Origin of the sequence: Brevibacillus panacihumi W25 (genome assembly GCF_000503775.1) — a bacterium.
Lineage (GTDB): Bacteria > Bacillota > Bacilli > Brevibacillales > Brevibacillaceae > Brevibacillus > Brevibacillus panacihumi_A.
The window spans coordinates 1,587,577-1,611,846 of record NZ_KI629785.1; the positions used below are offsets into that span (position 1 = coordinate 1,587,577).

Below are 24,270 nucleotides of genomic sequence, written 5' to 3' on the forward strand. Positions count from 1 at the left end.
ACATGCCAGATCCCACCCGGTATTGCTTTGGACTCGGGCGGGATCTGGCATTTCTATGATCGGGCGTCGACACCGACTGCTTGGCTTATGTGCGTAAAACCGTCCTTCGCCATGAGCGCCAGCAGCTTTTTGTTTATTTGCTTGGCAATGCCAGGTCCCTGGTAGATCATCCCCGTATAGACCTGAACCAAGCTGGAGCCAGCCCGTATTTTTTGGTAAGCATCTTCACCGGTAAAAATGCCGCCTACCCCGATCACTGGCACTTTATCTCCGACTTCCTGATAAATTTCCTTCACCCATTGCGTAGAACGCTCCGTCAACGGTCTTCCGCTCAAACCGCCCGTCTCATTCGCATTCGGGTGATTCTGGACGGCTTCGCGGGAGAGCGTGGTGTTGGTGGCAATAATGCCGGAAATGCCCTCCTCTACTGCGGCCTGAACGACATCGCGCATATGCTCGTCCGACATGTCTGGCGCTACCTTGAGGAGAATCGGTTTTTTTCTGGCTCCGCGCGCTTCCAGCTCGGCAGCCTTTTCCCGAATGGCACGCACCAGGTTGCGCATGCTTTGCGTCTCTTGCAGATCGCGCAGGTTGGGCGTATTGGGAGAGCTGATGTTGATCACGAAGTAGTGGCCGTAAGAATACAGCATGTCCAGGCATTTGCTGTAATCGCTCGCCGCTTCTTCATTCGGTGTCGTCTTGTTTTTCCCGATGTTGATGCCGACCGGGGCTTCCGAATAGGCGTAATCGATCAGGTTTTTCCCTGCAAGATAGGCTCCGTGATTGTTGAAGCCCATCCGGTTGATCACAGCCTGATGCTCGGCCAAGCGAAAAAGTCTTGGCTTGGGGTTGCCCGGCTGTCCCTGAGGCGTCAATGTTCCAATCTCTACAAAGCCAAAACCAATGGCTGCCAGCGCGTGATACACTTCGGCATTCTTGTCAAATCCGGCTGCGAGACCGACCGGGTTGGGAAATGTCAGGCCCCAGAGCTCTGTCTTCAACCTTTCGTCCGAGACGCCGTAGAGCATTTTCAACATCCGCTTGCCCACGCCCGATTCCTCTGCCAGTTTCAAAGCGTGAATCGTCTTTTCATGAATCTCTTCCGGATCGAGCCGGAAGAGGTATTTTCGTAGTAGTGGGTACATCGTAGGCTGCACTCCTTCCCGCGTTTTCCTTCACGTAGGATAACATAATTTCTCGGCGAGAGTAACCTTTATGCGCGATACATATTTCCAATTGATCAGGCAAACGCTATCATTACCAGCGACTGGAGGGTGACAGCACGCAGATGAAACTGGACGGAAAAATCGGCATCGGACAAACGATCATGTTGTTCATGCTTACAGTTGGAATCACCAATCACGTCACCGTCATTCCCTTATTGTTGAGTGCGGCAGGACGTGATGCCTGGCTTTCCGTCCTGATTGGCGCAATTCCTTTTGCAGGCTGGACATGCCTGCTCGCTTTTATCAACTCGCACCTCGGCCAGGAACCCCTGCATGAATGGATCAAACGAACGCAGAGCAAATGGGTCAGCAATCTATTGCTCGGACCAATCGTTTTTGCTTTATACATGATGGCGCTGGTTCACCTGATCGACACGCAGACGTGGACGACCGTCAATTACTTGCCGCGAACTCCCGAATGGTTTACCGCTCTCGTGCTCGTTGTGTTTTGTGTGATCGCCGCCAACGGGGGAATTTCCCCTTTGGGCATCACGTCGGGAGTCATTTTGCCATTTGTCTCCATTCTTGGTTTCTTTATTGCCTTTGGCAATATACCCAAAAAGGACTACACCCTGCTCCTGCCCTTTTTGCAAAACGGGATGGAACCTGTCCTCCACGGCTTGGTTTACGTCGGAGGCGGATTTACCGAGCTGATTATTGTGCTCTTGCTCCAGCATCACGTCAGAAAGCCATTGCATCTTAGCCATTACATCGCCATGCTGATCATCGCGATTATCCTGACCCTGAGCCCACTGACCGGAGCAATCGCCGAATTTGGACCTGTCGAATCAACGCGCCAACGGTTTCCAGCCTTTGAGCAGTGGCGTTTGCTGTCGATCGGCAAAAACTTCGAGAACATGGAGTTTTTTGCGATTTACCAATGGCTCTCCGGTTCTTTCATTCGCATCTCTTTATGCCTTTTTTTAATGGTGGAGCTCATGAAAATCATCAATCCCCGTAAAAAGACCTACACGCTGGTGTTTTTGGGATTCAGCATGATTGCTTTCACAAGTCTGCCCTTTAGCGACATGCATTTTATGACGTTTTTGAGCAAGGTGTACTACCCTCTTTTCATGACTCTCATCCTCGTGATTACGCTTTGTATAGCAGGACTGGTCTTGAGTAATCGAAACCGAAAGAGGGATACCAACCATGGATCGTGAAGCCACGTTGAGGGAAACTTATGCGCTTTGTGCAGACGTACACTTTCTGCGGCTGGTTACCAGCGAAAATCAACCCATCCTCCTTCTGTACTGTGAAGGAATGGTAGATACCGCGCATATGCAAAAAACCGTCTTGCCCAGACTCAACCATGCCCTGGCAAAAGGAGATTTGCGGACACTCCCGCTGCACCAGCTGGACGATGATCAGGAAACCTGGAATGAACGCCTGTTTGCAGGGGATCTGATTATTTTCCCCGGCGAATCTCCTCCGTTTACCTGGGATGTATCCAACCGGCCGCAACGCTCTACGGAGGAAGCCAATACCGAGGTCTCGATCAAGGGTCCGCGGGACGGATTTGTGGAGGACCTCTCTGTCAATGTAGCCTTGATTCGCAAACGTCTGCGCACGACCTCTCTCGCTTATGAAGCGTTCGTCCTGGGTACTCGATCTCATACCAAGGTCGCGCTGCTCTACATCATGGATGCTGCACCGCCTGACGCCGTGAATATGATGCGGGAAAGACTGCTCGACTGCCGCAATAAAAAAATCGTCAACAGTGCGGTTCTGGAACAAAAACTGAGTGACCACACCTATTCCTTGTTTCCTCTCGTCGACTATACGGGCCGGCCAGACTACGCCATCTACATGCTCATGGAAAGAAAAATCCTGGTGCTGGTCGACGGATCACCCATTGGGCTGATCGCCCCGGTAGCCCTGCTGGAGCAAATCAAGTCCCCGGAGGACGATCAGTATCCGATTATCTTCGTTTGGCTGGAGCGCATCCTTCGTTTGGGCGGCATCTTCATTGCGATTTTTCTCCCTGGGTTCTGGATCGCACTTGCCGCTTACAACATTGAGGAGTTTCCAATCCAATTATTGGCAACCGTTACACAGGGCCGGCAGGGGTTGCCATTCTCAGCCCCAATGGAGCTATTTGGCATTCTTTTTATCTTTGAATTCTTGCGTGAAGCCGGGGCCCGTCTGCCCAAAACAGTCGGCCATACTCTTGCCCTGGTAGGTGCACTGATTATTGGCGATGCCTCCATTCGGGCAGGAATCACCTCCCCGTCTATGCTGTTTGTAGGCTCGCTGACGATCGTCGCTTCCTTTACCCTGATCAACCAATCCTTGAGCGGAGCCGTCACCGTGGCGAGAGTGGGCGTTTTTCTTCTCTCCTCGATCGTCGGCATGTACGGGTTCATCATGAGCATTCTGATCATCGTCTACTATTTGTCGACCCTTTCTTCTTTGGGAAGACCCTATGTCTTGCACAACTCATCGAATTTTATCGTGACGCTCGGAAAACTGCTGTTTGCTCCCTTGATCCATATTTTTAAAAGCCCCCGTCAAAAAGGAGGAAAGCAATGATGAAGCGCCCGCTTACAGCTTGCCTGATGCTGCTCTTTTCATTGACCTTTATCAGCGGGTGCTGGGATGAAAAGGCAATCCAGAATCTTCGCTATTTGTCTACGCTGGGTCTCGATTATGTCGATGATAACTACGTGGTCTATGCCCAATCCGTCGATTTGGCTACGGTGGCGATGCAGGAAAAGGGAGGGAAAAGTACGCCTACTCCCGCCATCATCTCTATTGGGCGCGGAGATACCTTGCAAAATGCGATTGACAATATGCAAAAAAACTCACAGATCCCCCAGTTCTCCGGATTCGTCTCCGCTCTGATTTTTCACGAACGCCTTTTGAAGAAGGAAATTTTGCCTACCTTTGATATCTTGAACCGTTACGGGCTGCTCCGTTATACGAAATGGGTATTCGGCACGAGAGATTCCTTGACCGAGGTGCTAAGCGACCATTCGGCTTTCGGATTTTCTCCGCTTATCTCCGTCTTGCATGAACCCTACGACCTTTATCGGGAACACTCCTTTATCGAACCGATACAGTATTACCAATTTGCAGCTCGCTTCTGGGAGCCGGGCAATACCGTCCTGCTGCCCAATATCACGGTCTACAAGCATTCTTGGAAAGAGAACGAAAAAAACCTCTCACGGCTCACTCTGGACGGCGTTCACGCGATCCACCGCGGAAAATGGAATCAATTTCATCCTAGCAAGGATTTGCTGGGTCTTCGCTGGATGAACCCGCATACTGTCTTTTCGGGGTTGGTTATTCGCGAAAAGAGTACACCCAAGGCGACTCTTCGCATTCAACATGTCAAGCTGGATGTAAAAACCACTTCAGATGGCAGCAACCCTCGTTTTCATATCACGGTCCACCTTCGTGGCTTTGTTCGTGAAGTCTTGAGCGATGTGTCACTTTCCTTCATCAAACAAAATGCAGAGCATCAAGTCAGAAAGCAAATTGAAAGCACATATGCCAAAGCGCTCGCAAAAGGAGCAGATATATACGGGCTGGAATCGTACTTGCAGAAATACAGCAACAAGACCTGGAAGGAGTTTGCGAAAAACCGCAAGCGAAGGCTGTCCGAGGACGCGATCGCGGGGATAACCGTTAAGCTGTACTTGAGCGATTCAGGAAAAATGAAAATGAAATGGTACGACTATCCTGAGGATTTGCTGCCCTGAAAAAGACAAAAAAGCTGCCTGCCCCCACCGAGGGAGCAAGCAGCTTTGTCATGGCTTTAGTTTTTCACAAGCAAAACTTCTTCAATGGATGCATACGGCAGATTATGTGCATCTGCGACTGCTTTGTAGGTCACTTTGCCATCAATGACGTTGACGCCTTTTGCCAGCGGCCGATTGTCGCGAATAGCCTGCGCATAGCCTTTGTTCGCCAGTTGCACCGCATAAGGAACGGTTACATTGGTCAAAGCCAGCGTCGATGTGCGGGCGACCGCTCCCGGCATGTTGGCTACTGCGTAATGGATCACGCCATGTTTTTCATACGTTGGGTTGTCATGCGTGGTGATCCGGTCTATCGTCTCGATGGAACCGCCTTGGTCGATTGCCACGTCTACGATGACAGAGCCTGGCGTCATATTTTTCACCATTTCTTCCGTGACGAGACGAGGTGCGCGGGCGCCTGGGATCAACACGGCGCCTACCAGCAAGTCTGCCTTTTTCACGGCATTGGCGATGTTGAAAGAATTGGAGATCAACGTCTGCACACGGCCTTGGAACAAGTCATCAAGCTGGCGCAAACGATCTGCATTCACGTCGATAATGGTTACCTTGGCACCCAGTCCGACTGCCATTTTGGCCGCGTTGGTTCCTACGATCCCGCCACCGATCACGACGACTTCGCCTTTGGGTACGCCAGGTACGCCGCCGAGCAGTACGCCTTTGCCGCCGTATTGTTTTTCCAGGAATTGGGCGCCGATTTGTACGGACATGCGGCCCGCCACTTCGGACATCGGCATGAGCAAAGGAAGGGCACCATTGTCGAGTTGGATGGTTTCATAGGCGATGGCAACGACTTTCTTCTCCATCAGTGCGCGAGTCAGTTCAGGTTCTGGAGCCAGGTGAAGGTAGGTAAAGAGAATCATATCTTCTTTGAAGTAGGCATATTCGGATGGAAGGGGTTCTTTCACTTTCATGACCATGTCTGTTGCCCAAGCTTCTGCAGCGCTGTCTACGATCTGCGCGCCTTGAGCCGAGTAGTCTTCATTGGTGAAGCCACTGCCCAATCCCGCGTTGGTTTCAATGCGTACGGAATGTCCACTTTGTACGAAAGCTGCAACTCCTGCCGGTGTGATGGCAACGCGATTTTCATTGTTTTTAATTTCCTTCGGTACTCCGACGATCATGACAGGTAGTCCTCCTTCAAATTGCCGTTATAAAAGATTATTACCATTTTACAGTGTCTTTCACCTTTTTTTCCTTGGCGATTCCCTTAATCTTCCCATTCTGCATTTTGTGGATATTCACAAACGAACTACTGTTCGCGATTGATCTTGGCCATTTTCAATTCCAGATACAGGGCTGCCCGCTGATTCATATTCTCCAGATCGATCCCCATAATCTCCTCGATCCTGCGGAGCCGATAGCCCAACGTATTCGTATGGATGTGCAGCAGTTGAGCCGTAACGTTCATTTTGCCGGCAGCATCCAAAAAGGTTTCCAAGGTTTCCAGCATGGCGGTCTGGTTGTCCCGATCATACTGTTTCAATTTATCCAAACGCTCATTGCGGTATCCCTCATCTTCCTCCCATTTTTTCAACTGCAACAGATAGCGGTAGATACCCAATTGATGATACCCGTAAATGCCTTCCGTCTCTCGCGGGAACAGCTTTTTCACCTTGACTGCGTGCAGCGCTTCCTTGTAGCTTTTCACAATCTGGGCGTATCCGCCGCTGTATGCTCGTCCATAGCCTGCGATAACCTTGCCTTCGCTTGCCTGCATGACAAGCTTGCTGAGCGAGTCTGCGAGGAACTGCTCCACCTTTTTCAACAACCCGTTCCACTCATCCTTCTTCTCATCCGAGCGCCCGATCAGAAGAATGATTTGCGAGCCGTCTACGACCCAGTACAGCTTGTCACGCATTAATAAGGGATACAGATATTGGTCCAGCCTTGCTCCCGCCGCTTCGACGATACAGATCAAATACGTCGTAGGCATCTGCATCTGCAAGCTCTCCGCCTTCTGTCGGATAGCGGCTTCACTCGAGTGGTTGCCCAGCAGCAATTCCCATAAAAATTCGGTGCGCCGCTGTTCCTCCGCCTTGCGCTTCCCTTGCCTTTGAATCAATCTGGAGACGGCCGCTTTGGCTGCCTGCCGCAGGATTTCATCGTCCTCTGGCGTCAAGGCCCTGTTGACTTCCTGTGCCCAGATATACCCCAGCACGTCATTGCTCCGCTTGATCGCGATCGCGACCCGCTTGCCCAGCCCGATGTCCTCCTTGGCCGGAATATGCACCGGATCATCCTGCGTCAACAATTCCTGAAAGACGCCATCCTTCCACAAACGTGTCAATACCTTCTCCGGCACCCTGCGCCCCATAATCGTAGACCATCTGGCAGGGTCGGTGCTGTCGCCATGAGAGCTGTACGCAATCAATTTGTGATCCGAATCTTCTATCGTAATTGGATTTTGTACAAGTTCTGCGATCAAATCAGCCAGTTCATCCATATCCGCATGCGGGTACTGTTGAAAGTAACGGGGTTGAGAAGACACATTTTCACCTCTTTACCGTGCAGATTTACGTGTTCTTCCATTATACCAAAAAACCGCCTCTTCTCTACGAAGCGGCGGTCAAGATTCTCATTATACCAAGCGTGTAATGGCATCTAGAATCTGCTCTTTTTGGAACGGCTTGACGACAAAATCGCTGGCCCCTGTCTTCATTGCTTCCAGCACCTTCTGGCGGTGGCCGATGGCGGAGCAGATCAGCACCTTGGCATTGCCGTCATACTCCAGGATGTGGCGCATGGCATCAATCCCGTGCATATGGGGCATCGTAATATCCATCGTCACGATATCGGGCTTTAATTCCTTGTACTTCTCAATGGCGTCTAAGCCATCGCTGGCTTCTCCGCAGACCTCATGATGACCAGCAACCATTTCACACAGCATCTTTCGCATAAATACAGCATCGTCAACAATCAGCAAACGGGCCAAGCTGTCCCATCTCCTCGCTTCATACTCATCTCTTCTCTTAACTTTTACAAAAAATGAGCAGCTTGTCCACGAGAGAAAATGACTACTTTTGTCGAACTACTCGCGAAAATCCGCGTCTCCGTACCCGTAAATGGCATTTGGATGACTGGACGGGTCGGGATGAGAAGTTGTAATCCCGATTTCCGGGCCTGTTACCTGGGTTATTTCATCCGGAATGTGAACCTGCGGAAGCTCGATCATATCTTTCTCTTGTTCTTTTTCCATTGGTTTTCCACGCCTCCTTGGGTTATTTTGAAGAATGTAATCAACCATAGCCTGCCCCTGGGGGGTGTTCGTCATTCGATCGCACAATTTGGTCATATTCCTTCAAATTTCCAGCAGGATAATGTAGAAATAAGTCGAAGGTATTATTTTTGGGCCATTACCCACGCTCAAAATAGGAGGTATGATCGATGCCCAAACTGCGGTCATTTCCCGCACTCTTCACCGGCTTTATCATCGGGTTGCTCATCCTCGTTACCAGCCAGTTTCTTATCAGCATGCATCAATTGGATTCCATCCACAATCATAGCAAGAGCTCCAATCAAATCCGTGTTGCGCTTTTGCTGGAAGGCCCTACTTATGACCAGGGCTGGAACAGCAGTGCGCTGGAGAGCTTGCAGGAGCTCCAAAAGAAAATGGGATTTTCGCTCGACATTGCCAACAACGTGAAGCCTGCAGAGATCGAGGAGGTCGCCAAAAAATTTGCTGCCAACGGATACGATCTGGTTTTCGGTCACGGGGTGATCTTTTCAGAAGCTTTTACCAAAGTAGCGGCGAACTATCCGCAGACTCGATTTGTATCCTTTAATGGGGAAGCTCGTTATGAGAATCAGACTGCGATCCGTTATGACATGAAGCCTGCGGGATACCTCGTGGGTTATCTGGCTGCCAAAATGAGCAAATCACGCAATATCGGTTACATCCTCGTCAATAAACCGCCCGAGATGGCTCAATTGGAAGGGTTTCGTCAAGGTGCAAGAAAGGCAGACCCGAAAGTTGCCGTCTCTGTGGGGTACGTCCCTGATTTCAACGATATTGAAAAAGCGGTTGTGGTCACACGCGAGATGATTGCTGCTGGGGTCGATGTCGTATACACCACTGGGGACAGCATCAATCTGGAAGTGATTACGGAAGCGCAACGCTCCCGGGTCTATTCCATCGGCTACATTGCAGATCAACACTACATCGCGCCTGATTATGTCCTTACCTCCCTGATTCAGGACGTCGGGCAATGCTATCGTTTGATCATGGATCAATTTGTCCAGGGGAAGCTTCCGCATGGCACCGTCAAATTCGGCCTGTCCGAAGGCGTGAACCATCTCAGTCCGTTTGGCCCAATGGTTCCCCAAGAAATTCGCGATGAAATCAATCAGGTACTGAATGCCCTTATCACGTCACCTGATCCGCTTGGAGGATAATCAACCATGTTGTTCATCCGCAATCTGGGTTTTCAGAAAAAAATGATGCTTAGTTATCTCGTCATGATGCTGCTGATCGGCATTGTCACGTCCATGTTCAGTTATCAGATGACAAAAGTGACAGCCGATGAAATGTATTTGACACAGACGTTGCTGCCACAAACCAGCGCTCTGCTCGAAGTGAAAAATCAGGTTTACGAAAAGTCATACGCCTTGAAAATGTATACGGCTACTGGCGACCCATCCTATCTCGACATGTATTACACCAATTTGATCGATAGCTCCCGTTTTGAGTCGGTCACTCCAACCGAAATGAACAGCAGCTTGTTCACGACCATTGACTCGATTCGCAAGCTTGATTTTTTGTTCATGAACAAGGTTGATCCTTTATTGAAAGCGGACAATGTCACCGCCGTCAGCTACGTCCTCAAACATGAAGTGCAGCCGTTAATTGATCAGTTGGAACGAAACCTTTCCTTTTCGCTCAATCAATTGGATTACCAGACCAACAAAGAGTTCCAGCAGACGACAGAAAGCATCGAGGTCTCTCTCATCCTGACGTACTCCGTATCCATCGCTGCCATTCTGTTCGGATCGTTTTGCACGATTTACTTCAGAAGGGAGCTGCTTCGCCCGATCCATTCACTGGTACAGCAGGTGCGGGACGTATCGAAAGGCACGTTCGGCCAACAGATCGTCTACACGGGGCAGGATGAGTTTCGCGAATTGGCAAACGAGTTCAACAAGATGTCTCTCAACATCGCCACCCTTTTTGAACAGGACAAGGAGCAAAGACTTGTCCTAACCGAGGAGAAGAATCTGCGGGAGCAAATCCTCAATTCCTTGCCTGTCGGCATCATTACGCATCCCTCTCCTACTGCGGAAATCCACGTCAATGAGCTGGCAAAAAATTTGATTCAGTTGGATGAGCAGGGGTACCCGGTTACGGAAGGATCAGGGAAATCGTTGAGCGAGGAAGGAGAAGGCTCCTGGTTCGTCAATCAGAAAATGACGTTGTTCAAGCAGGATGGCACGCCTTTTACAGCACTGGTCTCACGCGTCCCCCTGCACAACCAGCATCAGCCCGAGGAAACAGGCTGCATGATCGCCTTCCTGGATATTACCGAACAGGAAAAGGTCCAGGAGTACCTCAATCAATCCGAAAAGCTGGCAATGGTCGGCCAGTTGGCTGCGGGAGCGGCGCATGAGATACGCAATCCGCTGACCGTCATTTACGGCTTTATTCAATTGCTCGAACAGGGGTTGTCGGATCAGGAGCGCGAACGCCATTATATCCCGTTGATTCTGCAGGAGATTGAGCGGGTCAATCGGATCGTTACGGAGCTGCTGATGCTGTCCAAGCCATCCCTGCCGAACTATCGGGAGGTCAAGCTGTCCGAGGTTCTGCATTCACTGCTTCCCCTGATGCAGGCAGAGGCCCTGCTGCACGGCATTCAAATCATCGACCGCTGCGATCCGGATACGCGTATTCATGTCGATGTGGAGCAGTTCAAGCAAATTCTGCTGAATCTGATGAGAAACAGCATCGAGGCCATGACAGGGGGCGGTCTGCTCACCATCGAAAGTCAAATGGATGAAACATGCGTCCATATCACCGTCAAGGATACGGGAGAAGGCATCTCCCCCGAGTTCCTCGTACGGATTTTTGACCCGTTCTTCTCACTTAAGGACGAGGGGACAGGTCTTGGACTCCCGATCTCTCGCCGGATGGTGGAAAATCACGGAGGAGAGCTGAACATCCAGAGCAAAAAAGGACAAGGGACGGAGATTACGATCTCTTTGCCGCTGCATCCAAACAATCTGGATTCCTAGCGTTTGCCCCTTTCGCCAACTGCGTCCAGCCAGGCAAACATACGACGTGTATAGCTTTCCAGCTCTTCTCCCTTGAACAAATGGCTGGCCTTGTCCGCCAGCCATATTTCATAGGGCTTGTCATGCTGCTGCAGGGCATGGGCCAAACGTCTGGCATGCTCCACACCGACGTTCTCGTCTGCGGTCCCGTGGATGATCAGGACCGGACAAGAAATCTCCGCGACTCGGTACAAGGGGGTTCTGTCCCGATAGGCTTCCTCCTGTTTGCGCGGATGACCCACGATCCTGCGCAGCATCCGCCGCAGGTCTACTCTTTCCTCATAGGTCAAAAAGAGATCGCTGACGCCTCCCCACACCACGACGGACAAGAGGTCGCTGCATTCCATCGCGGCAAACAGGGCCATCATCGCGCCCCGTGAAAAGCCGTAAGCACTGATCCGCTCCCGGTCCACACAAGGCAATTGCTGCAACACCTCATAGGCGGCATATACATCATGGCGATCCGCACCGCCAAATTCGTCTCTGCCCTCTCCCCCCTCATTTCCCCTGTAATGCGGAGCGAGGATGACGTAACCGAACGCGGCCATCTGGCTGATTCGTTCGGGTCTTACCTGGCCTACCCCGCGTATCCCGCCGCGGCAGTATAGCAGAGCAGGCAGCTGGCGGCCTTCTCTGTCTGCTTCTGCCAGCTGTTGCTCCGGTACAGCCAATGCTGCTTTGACCCGCAGCCCCTGACTGTAATAGCTGACCGTGTACAGCGCGATGCCGGAAACTACAGAATCGGCTCTCTCCATGCTCACTCCTTGCATCTGCATGTCCTGGATGTGCACAATCCCCTCCCCCTTCTCTGATCACATGCCTAGTATCCACTGCTGAACTTCGCCAATCACTCTGAAAAATACGGAAAAGAAAAAGGACGGGGAAGGTCCCCGCCCTTATCTTTTTCGTTATAACAAGGCTTAGTAGCCGCGTTTTGCGTTCTTTTTGTTGATGGTCGCGAGGTTTTCTTCGCTGTGCTTCATCCATTTTTTCAACTTATCCTCAAAGGATGCCGCATTATCCCGTCTAGGGTTCCCTCCGCGGTCGCCACCACGATATCCACCACCACGACGTTCTTCTCGTTCCGGACGCTCAGGCGCTGGGAGTGCGGCGCGAACCGAAAGCGAGATTTTACCTGCATCATCAATCGAGAGTACTTTTACTTTCACTTGTGCTCCCACGGAAAAGTGATCGTTAATGTCCTTTACAAAACCGTTTGCTACTTGGGAAATGTGGACCAGACCCTGCTCCGTTTCGCTGACTGCTACAAACATCCCAAACGGTTTAATTGCTGTCACTTTTCCCTCGATGATGCTTCCCACTTGTACTGCCATCCAGTTTGCACTCCTTTTATTATTTCCAAAAAATGGTGAGGGCTTTTTTCTAGTAGCCTCATTACCTTAGTATAACAGAGAAAATGAAATACTGAAAAGCCTATTTGTCAATCCGTACATTCTAGAATGAGGATTCCCGCTCCATTTTATGACTTTGCTCTCGCTTTTTCCCACAAATTGGCAAGACAAATACAGGCCAGCATCGTCAATGAGCCGGATAAATCCAGCAGCACATCCTGGACGACCCCTACGCGATCCGGGGTAAATGTCTGATGCCATTCATCCAGGACGGCAACCAGCAGGCTGAGGAAGGCGCTCCACGGCAGAGCTGTGGAGAAAGCAAGGCGATAACGCAAGACGCGGTACCAGCAATAGGCCAAAAAGGCGAATGTGGCAAAATGAACGCCTTTTCGCAGAAAAAATTCGAGAAAGCCTGCCGTTCCCTTCTCTTCGATGCTGATTTCACGCCCGCTGTACTGCAACGTAATATCTTGCAAACGCTCTTCCCAATTGCGTTCATCCACGACCTTGGAGATCGTCCCGCGCATGTCCTGATCGGCATAAGGCTGAGAGGAAGAGATGAACAAGCCAATCAGGACAGCCGCCAGCAGCAGACTGTGCAGAAGAAACCCGAAGCTGCGCATCTTGTACCCCCCATCTGTTTCCCAGTGTATCCACGGTGTCACAAAGCATTATGCCTGAAATTTTTCGGGATGGGAAGAGGAGGCAAGCGGCAGAAAGTCCTCTTCGGACAGTTCTCTATTCACCCGGGTGCGGGGATGCGTGTTTCCTTGCTTCTGCAATGCTTCTTTTCGCGCCTTTTTCAGTCGCTGGATCGCTTCCTTCTTGTCCTGGCGGCGAATGCGGCCGTTCTCCCAAGCGCCTTGCAGGAGGCGAATGATGTCAGGCAGCGTCCACTCTGACACGACGGCCTGCTTCCGCTCGGCTGCGAACTGCATGCCCGGCACCAGTACGAGAACACCGAACACCGCTACCGCCGCACCAAACAGCAGACTGCTGGTGAAGGAGGAAATGAAGCCTCCGTCTGCGACCCAGCCCCCGGCCAAAGGGAGAGAAACGAGAATGATCCCGGCAAACACAGCCGCTTGGCTCCCAGCGACACGGGATGTCCCCGTCTGCAGCTCCTCCCAGATCTCTGCAGATCTGGTGCGAAGGGCAATCAGTTGATCCAGGTGAACCAAAGCTTGATGAAGCATGATGGCCGCCGCGGCAGCCAATCCGTAGAAGCCCAGGACGTTCATCGGGCGATCCATGACCAGCAAGCCGAGGATGACACCGCCTGACAACAGCGGCAGCAAGGCCAAGGCAATCCATCCATCCCTAGTTCTGCCCCGCAGCAACAGACTCGCCAGCAAGACGCAGACAGCGAGAGAGCCGATGGCCAGGATTCGTCCCACGGTGTCCTTTTTGCCCGCCATTTCCTTGTCCAGCTTCTCCACCTCATCGGCATTGAGTATCGTATACCCCTCGGGGATCGTCATGTCCTTTTTCAAACGGTACGGCAAGGCATACGACATGGTGTCGATGCGCATGACATCGGAGACGGCGCTGCTGATCTTGAAGACGTACAAACCATCCTCCCGCGAGTAAACCGGCGGCGGTTGTCCGTACGACCAATCTGCCAGATCAGCCAATCGAACAGCTCCCTCCGGAGTCCGAATCAGCAAATGCTTCACTTGATCCGGATGATCCATCCACTGGTCAGGAAAACGCGCTTGGATCAGTACCTCTTTTCCATTCCACTGGGCGTTCCCGATTGTTTGCTCACCCAGGTAGCTCTCCACCTGCCGCCTGATTTCGGCTTCCGTTACACGGTAACGGGTCAGCATGTCGGCTTTCGGGTAGAGATCGAGGTAGATGCCGGTCGTTTTCTCCCCGATACGCTCATCCGTTATGACCTCTCGCCCTTTCTCATCTCGCGTCGTCACCCGCTTCATCTGTTCGAGAATAGCATTGGCGATGGTTTCTCCGATCTGGATAGAGGGTCCTTTTACCGTAAATTCCAAACGGGACCGCACTCGATCGTTTACGATAAAGGAAAACGGATCAGTCCCGGGAATACCCCGCAATTGCCGGTCCAGCTCCTTTTCCAGCTCAGTGAGGGAGCGGTTCCAATCAATATGGTCCTGCAGCTTGAGGGTGAAGTCGAGCCGATCCCGCGAAGCCAGCGTGAACACGTCACGCACCTCGGCAACCCCGCGCAGGCGTTCCTCCGCGATCTGGGCTGCACGAATCGCCTCATCGACGGTACTTCCCTGAACCATCTCCAGGGTCAGCTTCTTCTCATCTGTCGTCGTCTTCGTATAAGGATCGACCAGTACAAAGGTATGGAAAAGGAAGCTGACGAGCAAAGAGACGACCAGTGTGATGCCGTATGGCAAATACCCTCTTTTGACCAAGGTCTCCCAACCGCGGAGGACAGGATTGGGCCTTTTTTTCGCTGCGGGCTGTTCCTCCGGGAGAACTGTCTGCTCCCGGTGGCGCTCCGTCTTCCACGCTCCGCCCAGTACCGGTACGATAAACCCGTATACGATCAGCAAGGAGAGCGTCCCCAGGATCAAAATCGGCCAGGCATCCACCAGAACGGTCCGGTCCTTCGCCTCGATGAAATCCGTCAGCATGACGCCAAACCAGCACGCTGTCAGGATGACAATGGTTAACAGCATCGTTTTTTGCAGGTGCCAGGCAGCTTGCAGGCAGTGGAAAGTCGTCCATTGCCTCAATTGATGCAGCCTGGAAAAAAGGGCGGAGCCTGCTCCGATGGACAGGATGCCAAAAAGACAAACTGGCCCGATCGTCGATAAGCTGAGCGGCAAGCCGACCAGCCACATCCCCCCGAGCAACGTGCCTGTCGCGAGTACGACGGAAGCGAACAAGAGGATGGCTGCCGTTTTGCTTTTTTGCATCCAGCCTAGCACGACCGCCACGAATGCTGCAGCCAGGATTACCAGCCACGTCATTTGCCAGATCGCATCAACCAGCGGTTTGGCGTGGTCTTCCACCAGATCGATTTGGTAAAGACCTGCCCCCGCTTCATTCAACTCCGCTATCGCTGTCAGCATCTGAGTGCGTACACCCGGAGCCTGCGCGGAATCAGCGGCATACAGCGTGATCCCCAATGCCGGTTCGCCCCGATAGACAGCGACTTGATCTCCCTTGCTGCCGCGCAGATCCCGAATCTCCGCCAGCGTCTTCAAGGAGACGTATCCCTTCTGCGTAGCAATCATCTGTTTGCCCAAACCGAATGGCCCGCCTGTCTGGCTGTACCATTGGACAGTCGTCCGCTCCGCCCCTCTGCCGATGGAGCCGACCTGATCCGCAGCCACTTCGCCGGACAATTGGTTCAGCACATCCGCAGGAGTCAGGCCATATGCTTGCAGCATGGATGGACGAAACAAAATGTCCACCTGCTGACGGGCCACCTGATCATCCAGGTCGACGCGAGCGACTCCCGGCAGATTGATCAGCTTGGCGTAGACGGTATACTCTGCTACGTCAGCCAGCGTTTGCACGTCCGCGCCGCGCAGGAGGAGATGCCCGATGCGGTTGTCCGCCAGGTTTTCCTGACTGATGCTCCACTCCCGTACAGGCAGCGCCTTGGTTGCTTCACTCAGCTTCATTTCCAAGCGTTCCCGATAGTCCGTCCCAAGCCTTTCCGTTGCTTCTACGACCACCACAGCCATTCCTTGACGAGACTCTGAGCGGATCTTGTCGGCCTGCCCCAGAGAACGGACAGCAGCCTCGACAGGCAAGGCAACAGTCTGATCTACTTGCAGCGAATTCAGTCCGGGAGCATCCAGCCGAATCTCATACTCCGGCACAGCCAGATCGGCAAAACTCCGAATGTCGATGCGAAGAAGAGCGCCAATGGTCAGCAACAGGCAAATGACAGCCAGCAAACGGGCAATCGCCGGGTATGTCGAGGAAAATGTCCGATTATTCATCTTCCACCCTCACCACCTCGCCGTCCACTACATAGGAAAGCCCTGATGCCAAAATGGTATCTCCTTGTTCCAAGCCCTCCAAAATTTCATAGTGGGCGCCATGGATTGCTCCGACCTTGACAGGCGTCTTTTTGACCACCTGCTCGTTGATCTTCATCACGTAGTATCCTTCATCCGAAACGCCTACGCTATTGACGGGAACCAGCAAAGAATGATCGGCCTGCAGCGGATATGCGCAGGTCACGGTCATGCCGCCCCTCCAATTCACATCGCTGCCCGCAATCGTCACCTCGACCGGGTACGTTCCGGTTTTTTCATCGACAACAGGCGAGACGAATGTAACCGTTCCCTGCGCTTGCGTGCCGTCAGCGGATTTGACAGTCACTGCCGCCCCTTGTTGCCAGCTTGCGATCTGCTCGCTTTCCACCTGCAAATCGACCAGCCACTGGGAAGTATCCACCAGACGGATCACCTCGCTGCCGGGACCCGTCTGCTCGGATTCGGCCTGCGATATCGCAGCCACCACTCCGGAAAATGGCGCCTTCAAGACGGCCTCCGAAGCCTCTTGCCTGGCTCGATTCAACTGGACGTTGGCCTGTTGAAGACTCGCATTGGCCGCCTCCACATCGAGCTGGTCTGCTCCCTGCAGCAGTTCATTGTAAGCGACCTGTGCCTCCTGCAGACTCAAATTGGCCTGTTTTTCCGCCAGTGCGACACGATCCAGCTCATCCTTGGATATCGCGCCGTTGTCATAGAGCAGCTTGGCCTGGCGATGATCCTCTCCCGCTTTCACCGCTACCTGCTTCGCCTTTTCCACTTTCAGCATCTGGGTCTCTACCTCATGGCTTTTCGGCCCTTGCATCGCCTGATTGCGTCGAACATTGGCGCTGGCTACCTGCCCCATGGCTGCGCTCACTTCCTGCTGCCAGACTCCTCCATCCAGGGTAGCCAAGGTTTGCCCCTCCTTGACCAGATTCCCTTTTTGCACCTGAATGCTGGCTATTCTGCCCGAGGTGCCAAAGGATAAGGACAGCTCCTGCCGCGGCTTCAGTACGCCAGAGACCTCCAGCAGGACGCCGTTTGCGTTCGGCATGACCTGGTACGCATTCACGGTTTTTACTTTCAAGACATACTCTTCTTCCACTCGCTTGAGCTGCTCAATCTCTTTGTCTAGCTTCTGGCAGCCCATCAGGAACAGGGCCGCTAACGACAGACTGATCCATTTTTTCACCTTCTCAACCCCCGTGCCATCTTCATGGCTCCCTTCCCGTTACCCGGTAATGTTCCTATATGAAAAAAATAAATGACAAAATATATTTTACAGAATCTTTATAGAGTTGTATCATTTTTCTGTCATTTTTTATTTTTTTTTATAGCTTGAAATCTGTCACTCTTTTGTAACTCATGCAGGCTATAATCAAGGCAGTAGGGAAATAAGAGTGTAGTTGCTGTTAAGCAGGATGTCAGCGCTTACACGATTCGCATGGATTATCATCTTTTTTAGGTGGGAGTGATCGTCATGGCAAAATTGTATACTTCGTACGCGGACATCGTGGCCGATATTCATGATGGCGCCACGCTGCTCGTGGGCGGTTTTGGTCTGGTAGGGATTCCCGAGAATCTGATTATCGCTTTGCGCGACAAAGGCGTGAAAAATCTGACTGTCGTCTCCAACAACTGTGGCGTCGACGATTGGGGACTCGGACTCTTGCTGCGTGAAAAGCAAATCAAGAAAATGATTTCCTCCTACGTCGGTGAAAACAAGGAGTTTGAGCGCCAATTCCTCTCAGGTGAACTGGAAGTGGAACTGACCCCGCAAGGTACCCTCGCTGAGCGTATTCGTGCAGGTGGTGCTGGCATTCCCGCCTTCTATACCCCTGCAGGCGTAGGGACTCCGGTAGCGGAAGGCAGAGAAACGCGTACGTTCAACGGCAAGGAGTATCTGCTCGAACATGGCATTACCGGTGATTTTGCTTTGATCAAGGCGTGGAAAGCGGATAAGATGGGGAACCTCGTCTTCCGCAAAACAGCACGCAACTTCAACCCGATGATGGCTGCCGCTGGCAAAATCACCATCGTGGAAGTGGAAGAGATCGTCGAGACCGGGGAGCTGGACCCCGATCAGATCCACACGCCAAGCGTCTATGTGCAGCGCCTGATCCAGGCACCATCGTTTGAAAAACGGATCGAGCGCCGCACAGTCCGCTCCTAAGCTGGAATCCAGGCAAATCACTCAAGGGAGGAAATAAAGATGTCGCTGACTCGTGAACAAATCGCCATGCGTGCCGCCCAGGAGGTGGAGGATGGCTTCTATGTAAACTTAGGGATCGGAATGCCAACTCTGGTCGCCAACTATATCCCGGAAGGAAAGACCGTGGTTCTTCAATCCGAGAATGGATTGCTGGGAATCGGTCCTTATCCGACAGAGAATGAAATCGACCCGGATCTGATCAATGCCGGCAAGGAAACGGTGACGGCGATTCCAGGCGCTGCTTACTTCTCCAGCGCAGAGTCGTTCGCCATGATCCGCGGCGGACACATCGACTTGGCGATTCTGGGGGCGATGGAAGTATCGGAAAAAGGGGATCTCGCCAACTGGATGATTCCCGGGAAAATGATCAAGGGCATGGGAGGTGCCATGGATCTGGTCCACGGGGCGAAGAAAATCGTCGTCATCATGGACCACGTCAACAAACATGGCGAAACCAAAATTCTCAACGAATGCGCTCTTCCCCTTACTGGAAAAGGCGTGGTGCACCGGATCATTACGGATCGCGCCGTCATGGATGTCACCCCGGAAGGCCTCGTCCTGCTGGAAGTGGCGGAAGGGTATACGGCTGAGGATATCCAGGCCTGCACGCAACCCAAGCTGACCGTTTCTTCCGCTCTGAAAACCATTGGATTGTAATGCTGCCATACAGAACAAGCTGACTTCATCCCTGCGGATGGGTCAGCTTTTCTTTTTTTGTACTGCTGCATCGCATGGTCTTCTTCATTCGTACTATAATACAGGATGTACCTTCCCAGATCGCCCTAGATAAAGAAAGGAGAAGCAAGATGTCCGGAAAAGTCGGTTGTCTCATAATCCACGGATTTGCAGGAGATATCCACGACGTCCTCCCTCTCGCCCAACGTCTGCGTGAAGTCGGATACGAGGTGGAATGCCCGACACTCGAAGGGCATGGATCAAGCCGGCGTCATTTGGCCAAAAGCAACCGTCAGGACTGGATTCGCTCTGCCGATGAGGCCTACAAGCGCCTCTCCATGAGAGCTGACACCATCGTAGTGATCGGCTTTTCAATGGGGGGATTGCTTTCTTTTCACATCGCGACTACCTATCCCGTAAAATTGCTGATTACCTTGAACACCCCTTACAAATACTGGGATGTCAAACAAGCGATGCGCTATTTGCGCACCGATTTCCAAACCCATTGGCGCCGCTATCTGCACGGCATTGGAAGAATTCCGGTCCGCAGCATGCTCCAGTTCCGTCTCCTGCTCTCCGAGACCAAGTCCTTGCTGCCGCAGGTTTCTGTTCCGTACGTGGTTTTTCAGGCGAAGCAAGACGATACCGTGCACGCCGTCAGCGCAAGACTGCTCGCCGACCGGGTAGGGACGAAGACGCCCCAAATCAACTGGTTCGAGCGTTCCAATCACATGCTTTTGCACGGCCCTGAAAAGGAAGAAGCGATCGAGGAGGTCATCGCTACCATCAGGAAGCATTGTCCATCCTGACGGCAGGCGTCCGGCTCTCCCGGATGCGCAGCCACATCAGCGCAAGCAGCAGCATGACGAGAGCCACTCCCAGATAAAGCAGCCCCAAGCCGAAGCTTTCATCCAGCCAAAAGGCAAGCAGCGGTCCAATCGCCGCACCCACATCCGTGACGACCGAGTAGTGGGTCATCATCGCGGTGCTGTTTGCCTGCCTTGCAGCTACGTCGGCTGCCCACGTATCGGTCAGCGTCGTCAGCACGGTCGCCGTCCATTGGATGCCGAGCAACACAACCATCAACCAGCCAAAGGATACAGGCGCGTAGATCATGCCAAACAGGATCGCGGCGATCAGCATCGTCGCGACCAGCATCCGCTTTCTTCCATAGGTGTCAGAGAGACGTCCGAACCAGGGAGCTGCCCACGGCTCCCAGCCCCAGCGCGCTCCTTGTAGGATACTCGCCATCACCGCAGCACCGACCACGATGCCACCTATCGTCGTCAGAGGTTGGCGCAGCTCGATCAATCTGCTGAGCGTCGAGGCGAACACGCCTTGATACACCATCGCGATCAAAAGGCCTGTCAGCAGCGTGACCAGGACGCCTTCTTTGCTCCACAACGAGGTTTTCGCCTCCATACGTCCGAGGAGCTCCCTTCCCTCTGTACAGGACTGCGGCCGTATGCAGGCGAAGATCAGAATCAGCGCAGGCAGGACAAGTCCTGCAAATAACAAGGATGTGTATTGCAATCCGATCGATGCGACCAGCAATGCCCCCGCTACCATCCCCCCAAGGCTTCCCAGACGGTACAAACCGTTGTACAGGCCCATCAACTGGCCCCGATTCTGCTCCTGCGAGACCGCGATAATCAGCGAATAGGCACCCAGCCGCAAAAACGTCCAGGCTATTCCCCACAGGCAGCGCATGACCAGCCAAATCCAAAACCCATGCAGGGCGTAGCCTGCTGTCGTCACCAAAGCAAGTGCGACCGCGATCACCAGACCGGTGCGCACACCTGAACGCTCATACCATTTCCCGATCAGCGGCCCCAGCGGAATGCGCACAAGCCGATTTGCCGAAAGCAGAATTCCCACTTCAAACAAGGAGTTCAGCCCTGCTTCCTGCCAATAGAGCGGCAAGACGATATACAGCATGGAATCTCCCAACAGGCAAAGGGCTGTCACCAGCGCTACTGCTACAACCTGTTTCTTTTCGTCATATTTTGGCATGTCCAGGTTCTTCTCCTTTGCTTCGCCCGTATTCATGGTTTACAGTACAGAGAAGCAGGCATCAATTCCAATACATCTTCCTGTCTAACTCATAAATAATATTTATGAATGGAGAGAAATCATGAATCTTCACGCTCTGCGCATCTTCGTACAAGTCGCATCTGCCGGAAGCGTCACACAAGCCGCTCAAGCTTTGGCGATCAGTCAACCAGCCGTGACCGCCCAGATCCGAAAGCTGGAGCAGGAATTGGGCCTGACCTTGGTCTCTGCAGAGGGACGAGGCATTGCACTGACGCATGAAGGACGCTTCCTCTATGAAAAAGCCCGCCGCATTTTCGATTGGGAAAAGGAACTGGAAGCGCAAGTAGCGCAGGTCAAAGAAGGATCGATCGGAAAATTGCGGATCGCTTCCACCTTCCTGCCTGCCCACTATCTCTTGCCAGCCTGGCTCGCCGCTTACAAAACCCGTTATGAGCATGTGGAGGTCGAGATGCGCTCCGGCAACTCCCAGCAATCCATCGAACGGCTGTTGCGCTGTCAGGCAGACCTGGCCATCATCACCAATGAAACCTGGGATGATCGCCCGATTCGGCTCCAGCACATGACAGACGTCTTTTATTGGTTTATCGTCCCCCCTGCCCATCCCTTCGCCGGCCGTGAGGTAACGTTGGGAGAGCTGGTTCAGGAGCCTTTTTTGCTGAGAGAAAAGGGCAGTTCGACCAGAGAACGGCTTTTCGCCCTCTGCCGGGAGCACGGCGTTCAACCTCCCAAGGTAGGGCTTCAATACCACGGGCTGGTCGAATCGATCCAATCCGTACGAGCGGGCTACGGCACGATGCTCGCCCCCGAGCCGGCTGTCAAGGAGCTGGTAGCACGCGGGGAAGTGGGACGCGTCTATCTCCCGCAGATTGAGATCAAGCGGCCCGTCTACCTGTGCCAGCGTGACGATGGCGACACGCCGCTCCCTGCCGTTACCCGTTTTTTGGAGATGCTGGAAGAGAGGATGGATTGAAAAAAGGATGCCCCGTACCGCAACAGCGCGGACAGGCATCCTTTTTATCTTCTTGCCAGTTTACCTATGGTTATGGAAACACAATCGTTTTGTTCCCGTAGACGAGCACGCGGTCTTCCAGATGCCAGCCGACAGCGCGGGCCAGCACGGTGCGCTCTACCTGGCGTCCAAGCTGTTTGAGCGTCTCCACATCCTCCTGGTGAGAAACGCGCTGAACGTCCTGCTCGATGATCGGCCCTGCATCCAGCTCTTCCGTGACGTAGTGGGCTGTCGCACCGATCAGCTTCACACCGCGGCGGTACGCCTGTTCATACGGCTTCGCTCCCACGAACGCTGGCAGGAACGAGTGATGGATGTTGATGATGCGCATCGCATAGTCGTCCAAAAAGCGCGGCGACAAAATCTGCATGTAGCGCGCCAGGATGATCAGGTCCACATCCTGCGCGGCTGCCAACTGTTCTTCTTCGGCCTGCGCCTTGTTCTCTTTGGTCACCGGGATATGGCGGTACGGAATTCCGAACGACTCTACCGTCTCTTTCATATCTGGGTGATTGCTGACTACGACGGAGATGTCTGCGTGCAGTTCACCGGATTTCCAGCGCCACAGCAGCTCCAGGAGGCAGTGATCTTCCTTGGAGACGAAGATCGCGACTTTTTTGCGTTTTTTCGCTTCGACCAGGGACCATTCCATCCCGTAGTTCTCCGCTACTGGCCAGAACGCATCCTTCAGCGATTCCAGACGATCCGCCAGATTGACCAGATCAAACTCTATTCGCATGAAAAAGCGGCCTGTCTCCGGGTCTGTTGTATATTGGTCCGACTGGACGATGTTGGCGCCTTGGGCAAATAAAAAGTTGGATACCGCCGCCACGATCCCTGCTCTGTCTTCGCAGGAAATCAACATCCGCGCACGGTCCTTGTTTTTTTGTTTGTACGCTAACCATTCTCTCTCTGACAAACGATGCATGATTTCTTCTCCTCCATGATTCTTAGGCAAAAGTTGTCTGCAATTATATCATGTCCTATTGATCTTTCCATACCCAAACCTTTTGAAGAACGATAAATGATTATTGATTGATAAAATATTTACTCCCTGCTTCCGATCCCGTTCATCAAAATGTCCACCGTATAGGCGATCTGCTCCTCGTCGCTGTACTCGGCAAATTCATCCGGGTCCAGCACCTGCCTGAACATGACCAGGCCGATCATTGAGTGCAAAACTGCGCGAAAAACGGCTTGCGAAGGCAACCGCCGCAGCTCGCCCGCGTCCATTTTTGCTTCGATCAGCTTGTAGACCATCTCCTTGGCATCTTTGAAGACAGTCGCGATCAAGGCCTCCCGGATTTCATCGTGAAAAAAGGCTTCCTGCAGCAGGATACGGATCGTCTTTTCGTTTTGCAAGACCAGATTCAGGCGATTCCGGAAAAGCTCTGTCGTCACTTCCTTGAATGGCTTTTCAGCCTGCTCTTTGAAAATCTCGCGGATGTCCTTCAAAATAAACGGCGCAGCGAACTTCACCAAAACAGGAGCTACAACGGCAAGCAGAATGTCCTTTTTCGACTTGTAGTGGCGAAAGATCGTCCCTTCCGCTACCCCTGCTTCCTTGGCGATCTCAGCCGTTGAGCTCGCGTGAAACCCCTTCTCCGCAAACAGCTTGATGGATGCGCGCAGAATGCTTTTCTGCTTCTCGGTCATCTCGCTTTCGTCCTTGAGTTCCTCCACATATTGCAACAGGCCCTCTTCAAAGGATGGCTTGTTCATCTTCT

22 protein-coding genes are annotated in these 24,270 nt (G+C 52.7%); 9 read left to right on the plus strand and 13 right to left on the minus strand.

Annotated features, from left to right (window positions below; translation table 11 throughout):
- Positions 1 to 53 precede the first annotated feature (53 nt).
- Positions 54 to 1,145: a quinone-dependent dihydroorotate dehydrogenase gene (locus tag T458_RS48695; protein ID WP_023558417.1), complete on the minus strand. Its 1,092-nt coding sequence runs from the start codon at positions 1,143 to 1,145 to the stop codon at positions 54 to 56.
- A gap of 143 nt (positions 1,146 to 1,288) precedes the next feature.
- On the opposite strand from T458_RS48695, the gene T458_RS48700 reads away from it, so the two are divergent.
- Genes T458_RS48700 through T458_RS48710 form a run of 3 tightly spaced genes read left to right on the plus strand, consistent with a single transcriptional unit; the run spans position 1,289 to position 4,930 of the window.
- The gene (locus tag T458_RS48700) at positions 1,289 to 2,389 is read left to right on the plus strand and encodes a GerAB/ArcD/ProY family transporter (protein WP_023558418.1); all 1,101 of its coding nucleotides are present in this window, start codon (positions 1,289 to 1,291) and stop codon (positions 2,387 to 2,389) included.
- A complete protein-coding gene (locus tag T458_RS48705) occupies positions 2,379 to 3,758 on the plus strand; it encodes a spore germination protein (protein ID WP_023558419.1) in 1,380 nt (459 codons plus the stop codon). The genes T458_RS48700 and T458_RS48705 overlap by 11 nt, the downstream gene beginning before the upstream one ends.
- Entirely contained in the window at positions 3,755 to 4,930 is a 1,176-nt protein-coding gene (locus T458_RS48710) for a Ger(x)C family spore germination protein (RefSeq protein WP_023558420.1), read from the plus strand. The genes T458_RS48705 and T458_RS48710 overlap by 4 nt, the downstream gene beginning before the upstream one ends.
- A gap of 56 nt (positions 4,931 to 4,986) precedes the next feature.
- Here the strand turns inward: T458_RS48710 and ald are convergent, their stop codons facing one another.
- The 4 genes from ald to T458_RS57335 all read right to left on the minus strand — a co-directional run bounded on the left by ald (position 4,987) and on the right by T458_RS57335 (position 8,186).
- A complete protein-coding gene (ald, locus tag T458_RS48715; RefSeq protein ID WP_023558421.1) occupies positions 4,987 to 6,111 on the minus strand; it encodes an alanine dehydrogenase in 1,125 nt (374 codons plus the stop codon).
- A gap of 128 nt (positions 6,112 to 6,239) precedes the next feature.
- Positions 6,240 to 7,478, minus strand: a complete 1,239-nt coding sequence (locus T458_RS48720; RefSeq protein WP_023558422.1) for a PucR family transcriptional regulator — start codon at positions 7,476 to 7,478, stop codon at positions 6,240 to 6,242.
- 90 nt (positions 7,479 to 7,568) lie between these two features.
- Positions 7,569 to 7,922, minus strand: a complete 354-nt coding sequence (locus T458_RS48725; protein WP_023558423.1) for a response regulator — start codon at positions 7,920 to 7,922, stop codon at positions 7,569 to 7,571.
- A 96-nt stretch (positions 7,923 to 8,018) separates the two neighbouring features.
- The gene (locus tag T458_RS57335; RefSeq protein WP_023558424.1) at positions 8,019 to 8,186 is read right to left on the minus strand and encodes a hypothetical protein; all 168 of its coding nucleotides are present in this window, start codon (positions 8,184 to 8,186) and stop codon (positions 8,019 to 8,021) included.
- A 188-nt stretch (positions 8,187 to 8,374) separates the two neighbouring features.
- Here T458_RS57335 and T458_RS48730 point away from each other — a divergent pair, with 188 nt between their 5' ends.
- Positions 8,375 to 9,382, plus strand: coding sequence for a BMP family ABC transporter substrate-binding protein (locus tag T458_RS48730; protein ID WP_023558425.1), 1,008 nt, complete (start codon positions 8,375 to 8,377; stop codon positions 9,380 to 9,382).
- Between the two features lie 6 nt (positions 9,383 to 9,388).
- Entirely contained in the window at positions 9,389 to 11,215 is a 1,827-nt protein-coding gene (locus tag T458_RS48735; RefSeq protein ID WP_023558426.1) for a sensor histidine kinase, read from the plus strand.
- Here T458_RS48735 and T458_RS48740 read toward each other — a convergent pair.
- The 5 genes from T458_RS48740 to T458_RS48760 form a co-directional block, all read right to left on the minus strand.
- Positions 11,212 to 12,030, minus strand: coding sequence for an alpha/beta hydrolase family protein (locus T458_RS48740; protein WP_031306110.1), 819 nt, complete (start codon positions 12,028 to 12,030; stop codon positions 11,212 to 11,214). The two genes, T458_RS48735 and T458_RS48740, sit on opposite strands and share 4 nt — an antisense overlap.
- 144 nt (positions 12,031 to 12,174) lie before the next feature.
- Positions 12,175 to 12,588 carry a S1 RNA-binding domain-containing protein gene (locus tag T458_RS48745; RefSeq protein ID WP_023558428.1) on the minus strand — a complete coding sequence of 138 codons (414 nt, stop codon included), beginning with the start codon at positions 12,586 to 12,588 and terminating at the stop codon, positions 12,175 to 12,177.
- Between the two features lie 146 nt (positions 12,589 to 12,734).
- Positions 12,735 to 13,232, minus strand: coding sequence for a VanZ family protein (locus T458_RS48750; RefSeq protein WP_023558429.1), 498 nt, complete (start codon positions 13,230 to 13,232; stop codon positions 12,735 to 12,737).
- A 48-nt stretch (positions 13,233 to 13,280) separates the two neighbouring features.
- The gene (locus T458_RS48755) at positions 13,281 to 16,553 is read right to left on the minus strand and encodes an efflux RND transporter permease subunit (RefSeq protein WP_023558430.1); all 3,273 of its coding nucleotides are present in this window, start codon (positions 16,551 to 16,553) and stop codon (positions 13,281 to 13,283) included.
- Positions 16,546 to 17,784 carry an efflux RND transporter periplasmic adaptor subunit gene (locus tag T458_RS48760; RefSeq protein ID WP_023558431.1) on the minus strand — a complete coding sequence of 413 codons (1,239 nt, stop codon included), beginning with the start codon at positions 17,782 to 17,784 and terminating at the stop codon, positions 16,546 to 16,548. The genes T458_RS48755 and T458_RS48760 overlap by 8 nt, the downstream gene beginning before the upstream one ends.
- A 288-nt stretch (positions 17,785 to 18,072) precedes the next feature.
- On the opposite strand from T458_RS48760, the gene T458_RS48765 reads away from it, so the two are divergent.
- From T458_RS48765 to T458_RS48775, 3 genes are all read left to right on the plus strand, one after another.
- A complete protein-coding gene (locus tag T458_RS48765; protein ID WP_023558432.1) occupies positions 18,073 to 18,765 on the plus strand; it encodes a CoA transferase subunit A in 693 nt (230 codons plus the stop codon).
- 39 nt (positions 18,766 to 18,804) lie between these two features.
- Positions 18,805 to 19,461, plus strand: a complete 657-nt coding sequence (locus T458_RS48770) for a CoA transferase subunit B (RefSeq protein ID WP_023558433.1) — start codon at positions 18,805 to 18,807, stop codon at positions 19,459 to 19,461.
- Between the two features lie 149 nt (positions 19,462 to 19,610).
- On the plus strand, positions 19,611 to 20,288 hold the full coding sequence (locus T458_RS48775) for an alpha/beta hydrolase (RefSeq protein WP_023558434.1): 678 nt from the start codon (positions 19,611 to 19,613) through the stop codon (positions 20,286 to 20,288).
- Here T458_RS48775 and T458_RS48780 read toward each other — a convergent pair.
- Positions 20,266 to 21,492: an MFS transporter gene (locus T458_RS48780; RefSeq protein ID WP_023558435.1), complete on the minus strand. Its 1,227-nt coding sequence runs from the start codon at positions 21,490 to 21,492 to the stop codon at positions 20,266 to 20,268. The genes T458_RS48775 and T458_RS48780 overlap by 23 nt on opposite strands.
- Positions 21,493 to 21,613: 121 nt before the next feature.
- On the opposite strand from T458_RS48780, the gene T458_RS48785 reads away from it, so the two are divergent.
- On the plus strand, positions 21,614 to 22,504 hold the full coding sequence (locus T458_RS48785) for a LysR family transcriptional regulator (protein WP_023558436.1): 891 nt from the start codon (positions 21,614 to 21,616) through the stop codon (positions 22,502 to 22,504).
- A 70-nt stretch (positions 22,505 to 22,574) separates the two neighbouring features.
- Here the strand turns inward: T458_RS48785 and purU are convergent, their stop codons facing one another.
- Complete coding sequence (gene purU, locus T458_RS0129200; protein WP_031306111.1) at positions 22,575 to 23,471, minus strand: formyltetrahydrofolate deformylase; 897 nt, start codon at positions 23,469 to 23,471, stop codon at positions 22,575 to 22,577.
- Between the two features lie 119 nt (positions 23,472 to 23,590).
- Positions 23,591 to 24,265, minus strand: coding sequence for a TetR/AcrR family transcriptional regulator (locus T458_RS48790; protein WP_023558437.1), 675 nt, complete (start codon positions 24,263 to 24,265; stop codon positions 23,591 to 23,593).
- Between the last annotated feature and the right edge of the window lie 5 nt (positions 24,266 to 24,270).

Coding starts and splice junctions, on each gene's coding strand:
- T458_RS48695 (WP_023558417.1), bottom strand. CDS start 1,145: ATGTACCCACTACTACGAAAATACCTCTTCCGGCTCGATCCGGAAGAG.
- T458_RS48700 (WP_023558418.1), top strand. CDS start 1,289: ATGAAACTGGACGGAAAAATCGGCATCGGACAAACGATCATGTTGTTC.
- T458_RS48705 (WP_023558419.1), top strand. CDS start 2,379: ATGGATCGTGAAGCCACGTTGAGGGAAACTTATGCGCTTTGTGCAGAC.
- T458_RS48710 (WP_023558420.1), top strand. CDS start 3,755: ATGATGAAGCGCCCGCTTACAGCTTGCCTGATGCTGCTCTTTTCATTG.
- ald (WP_023558421.1), bottom strand. CDS start 6,111: ATGATCGTCGGAGTACCGAAGGAAATTAAAAACAATGAAAATCGCGTT.
- T458_RS57335 (WP_023558424.1), bottom strand. CDS start 8,186: ATGGAAAAAGAACAAGAGAAAGATATGATCGAGCTTCCGCAGGTTCAC.
- T458_RS48730 (WP_023558425.1), top strand. CDS start 8,375: ATGCCCAAACTGCGGTCATTTCCCGCACTCTTCACCGGCTTTATCATC.
- T458_RS48735 (WP_023558426.1), top strand. CDS start 9,389: ATGTTGTTCATCCGCAATCTGGGTTTTCAGAAAAAAATGATGCTTAGT.
- T458_RS48740 (WP_031306110.1), bottom strand. CDS start 12,030: ATGCAGATGCAAGGAGTGAGCATGGAGAGAGCCGATTCTGTAGTTTCC.
- T458_RS48745 (WP_023558428.1), bottom strand. CDS start 12,588: ATGGCAGTACAAGTGGGAAGCATCATCGAGGGAAAAGTGACAGCAATT.
- T458_RS48750 (WP_023558429.1), bottom strand. CDS start 13,232: ATGCGCAGCTTCGGGTTTCTTCTGCACAGTCTGCTGCTGGCGGCTGTC.
- T458_RS48755 (WP_023558430.1), bottom strand. CDS start 16,553: ATGAATAATCGGACATTTTCCTCGACATACCCGGCGATTGCCCGTTTG.
- T458_RS48765 (WP_023558432.1), top strand. CDS start 18,073: ATGGCAAAATTGTATACTTCGTACGCGGACATCGTGGCCGATATTCAT.
- T458_RS48770 (WP_023558433.1), top strand. CDS start 18,805: ATGTCGCTGACTCGTGAACAAATCGCCATGCGTGCCGCCCAGGAGGTG.
- T458_RS48775 (WP_023558434.1), top strand. CDS start 19,611: ATGTCCGGAAAAGTCGGTTGTCTCATAATCCACGGATTTGCAGGAGAT.
- T458_RS48780 (WP_023558435.1), bottom strand. CDS start 21,492: ATGCCAAAATATGACGAAAAGAAACAGGTTGTAGCAGTAGCGCTGGTG.
- T458_RS48785 (WP_023558436.1), top strand. CDS start 21,614: ATGAATCTTCACGCTCTGCGCATCTTCGTACAAGTCGCATCTGCCGGA.
- purU (WP_031306111.1), bottom strand. CDS start 23,471: ATGCATCGTTTGTCAGAGAGAGAATGGTTAGCGTACAAACAAAAAAAC.
- T458_RS48790 (WP_023558437.1), bottom strand. CDS start 24,265: ATGAACAAGCCATCCTTTGAAGAGGGCCTGTTGCAATATGTGGAGGAA.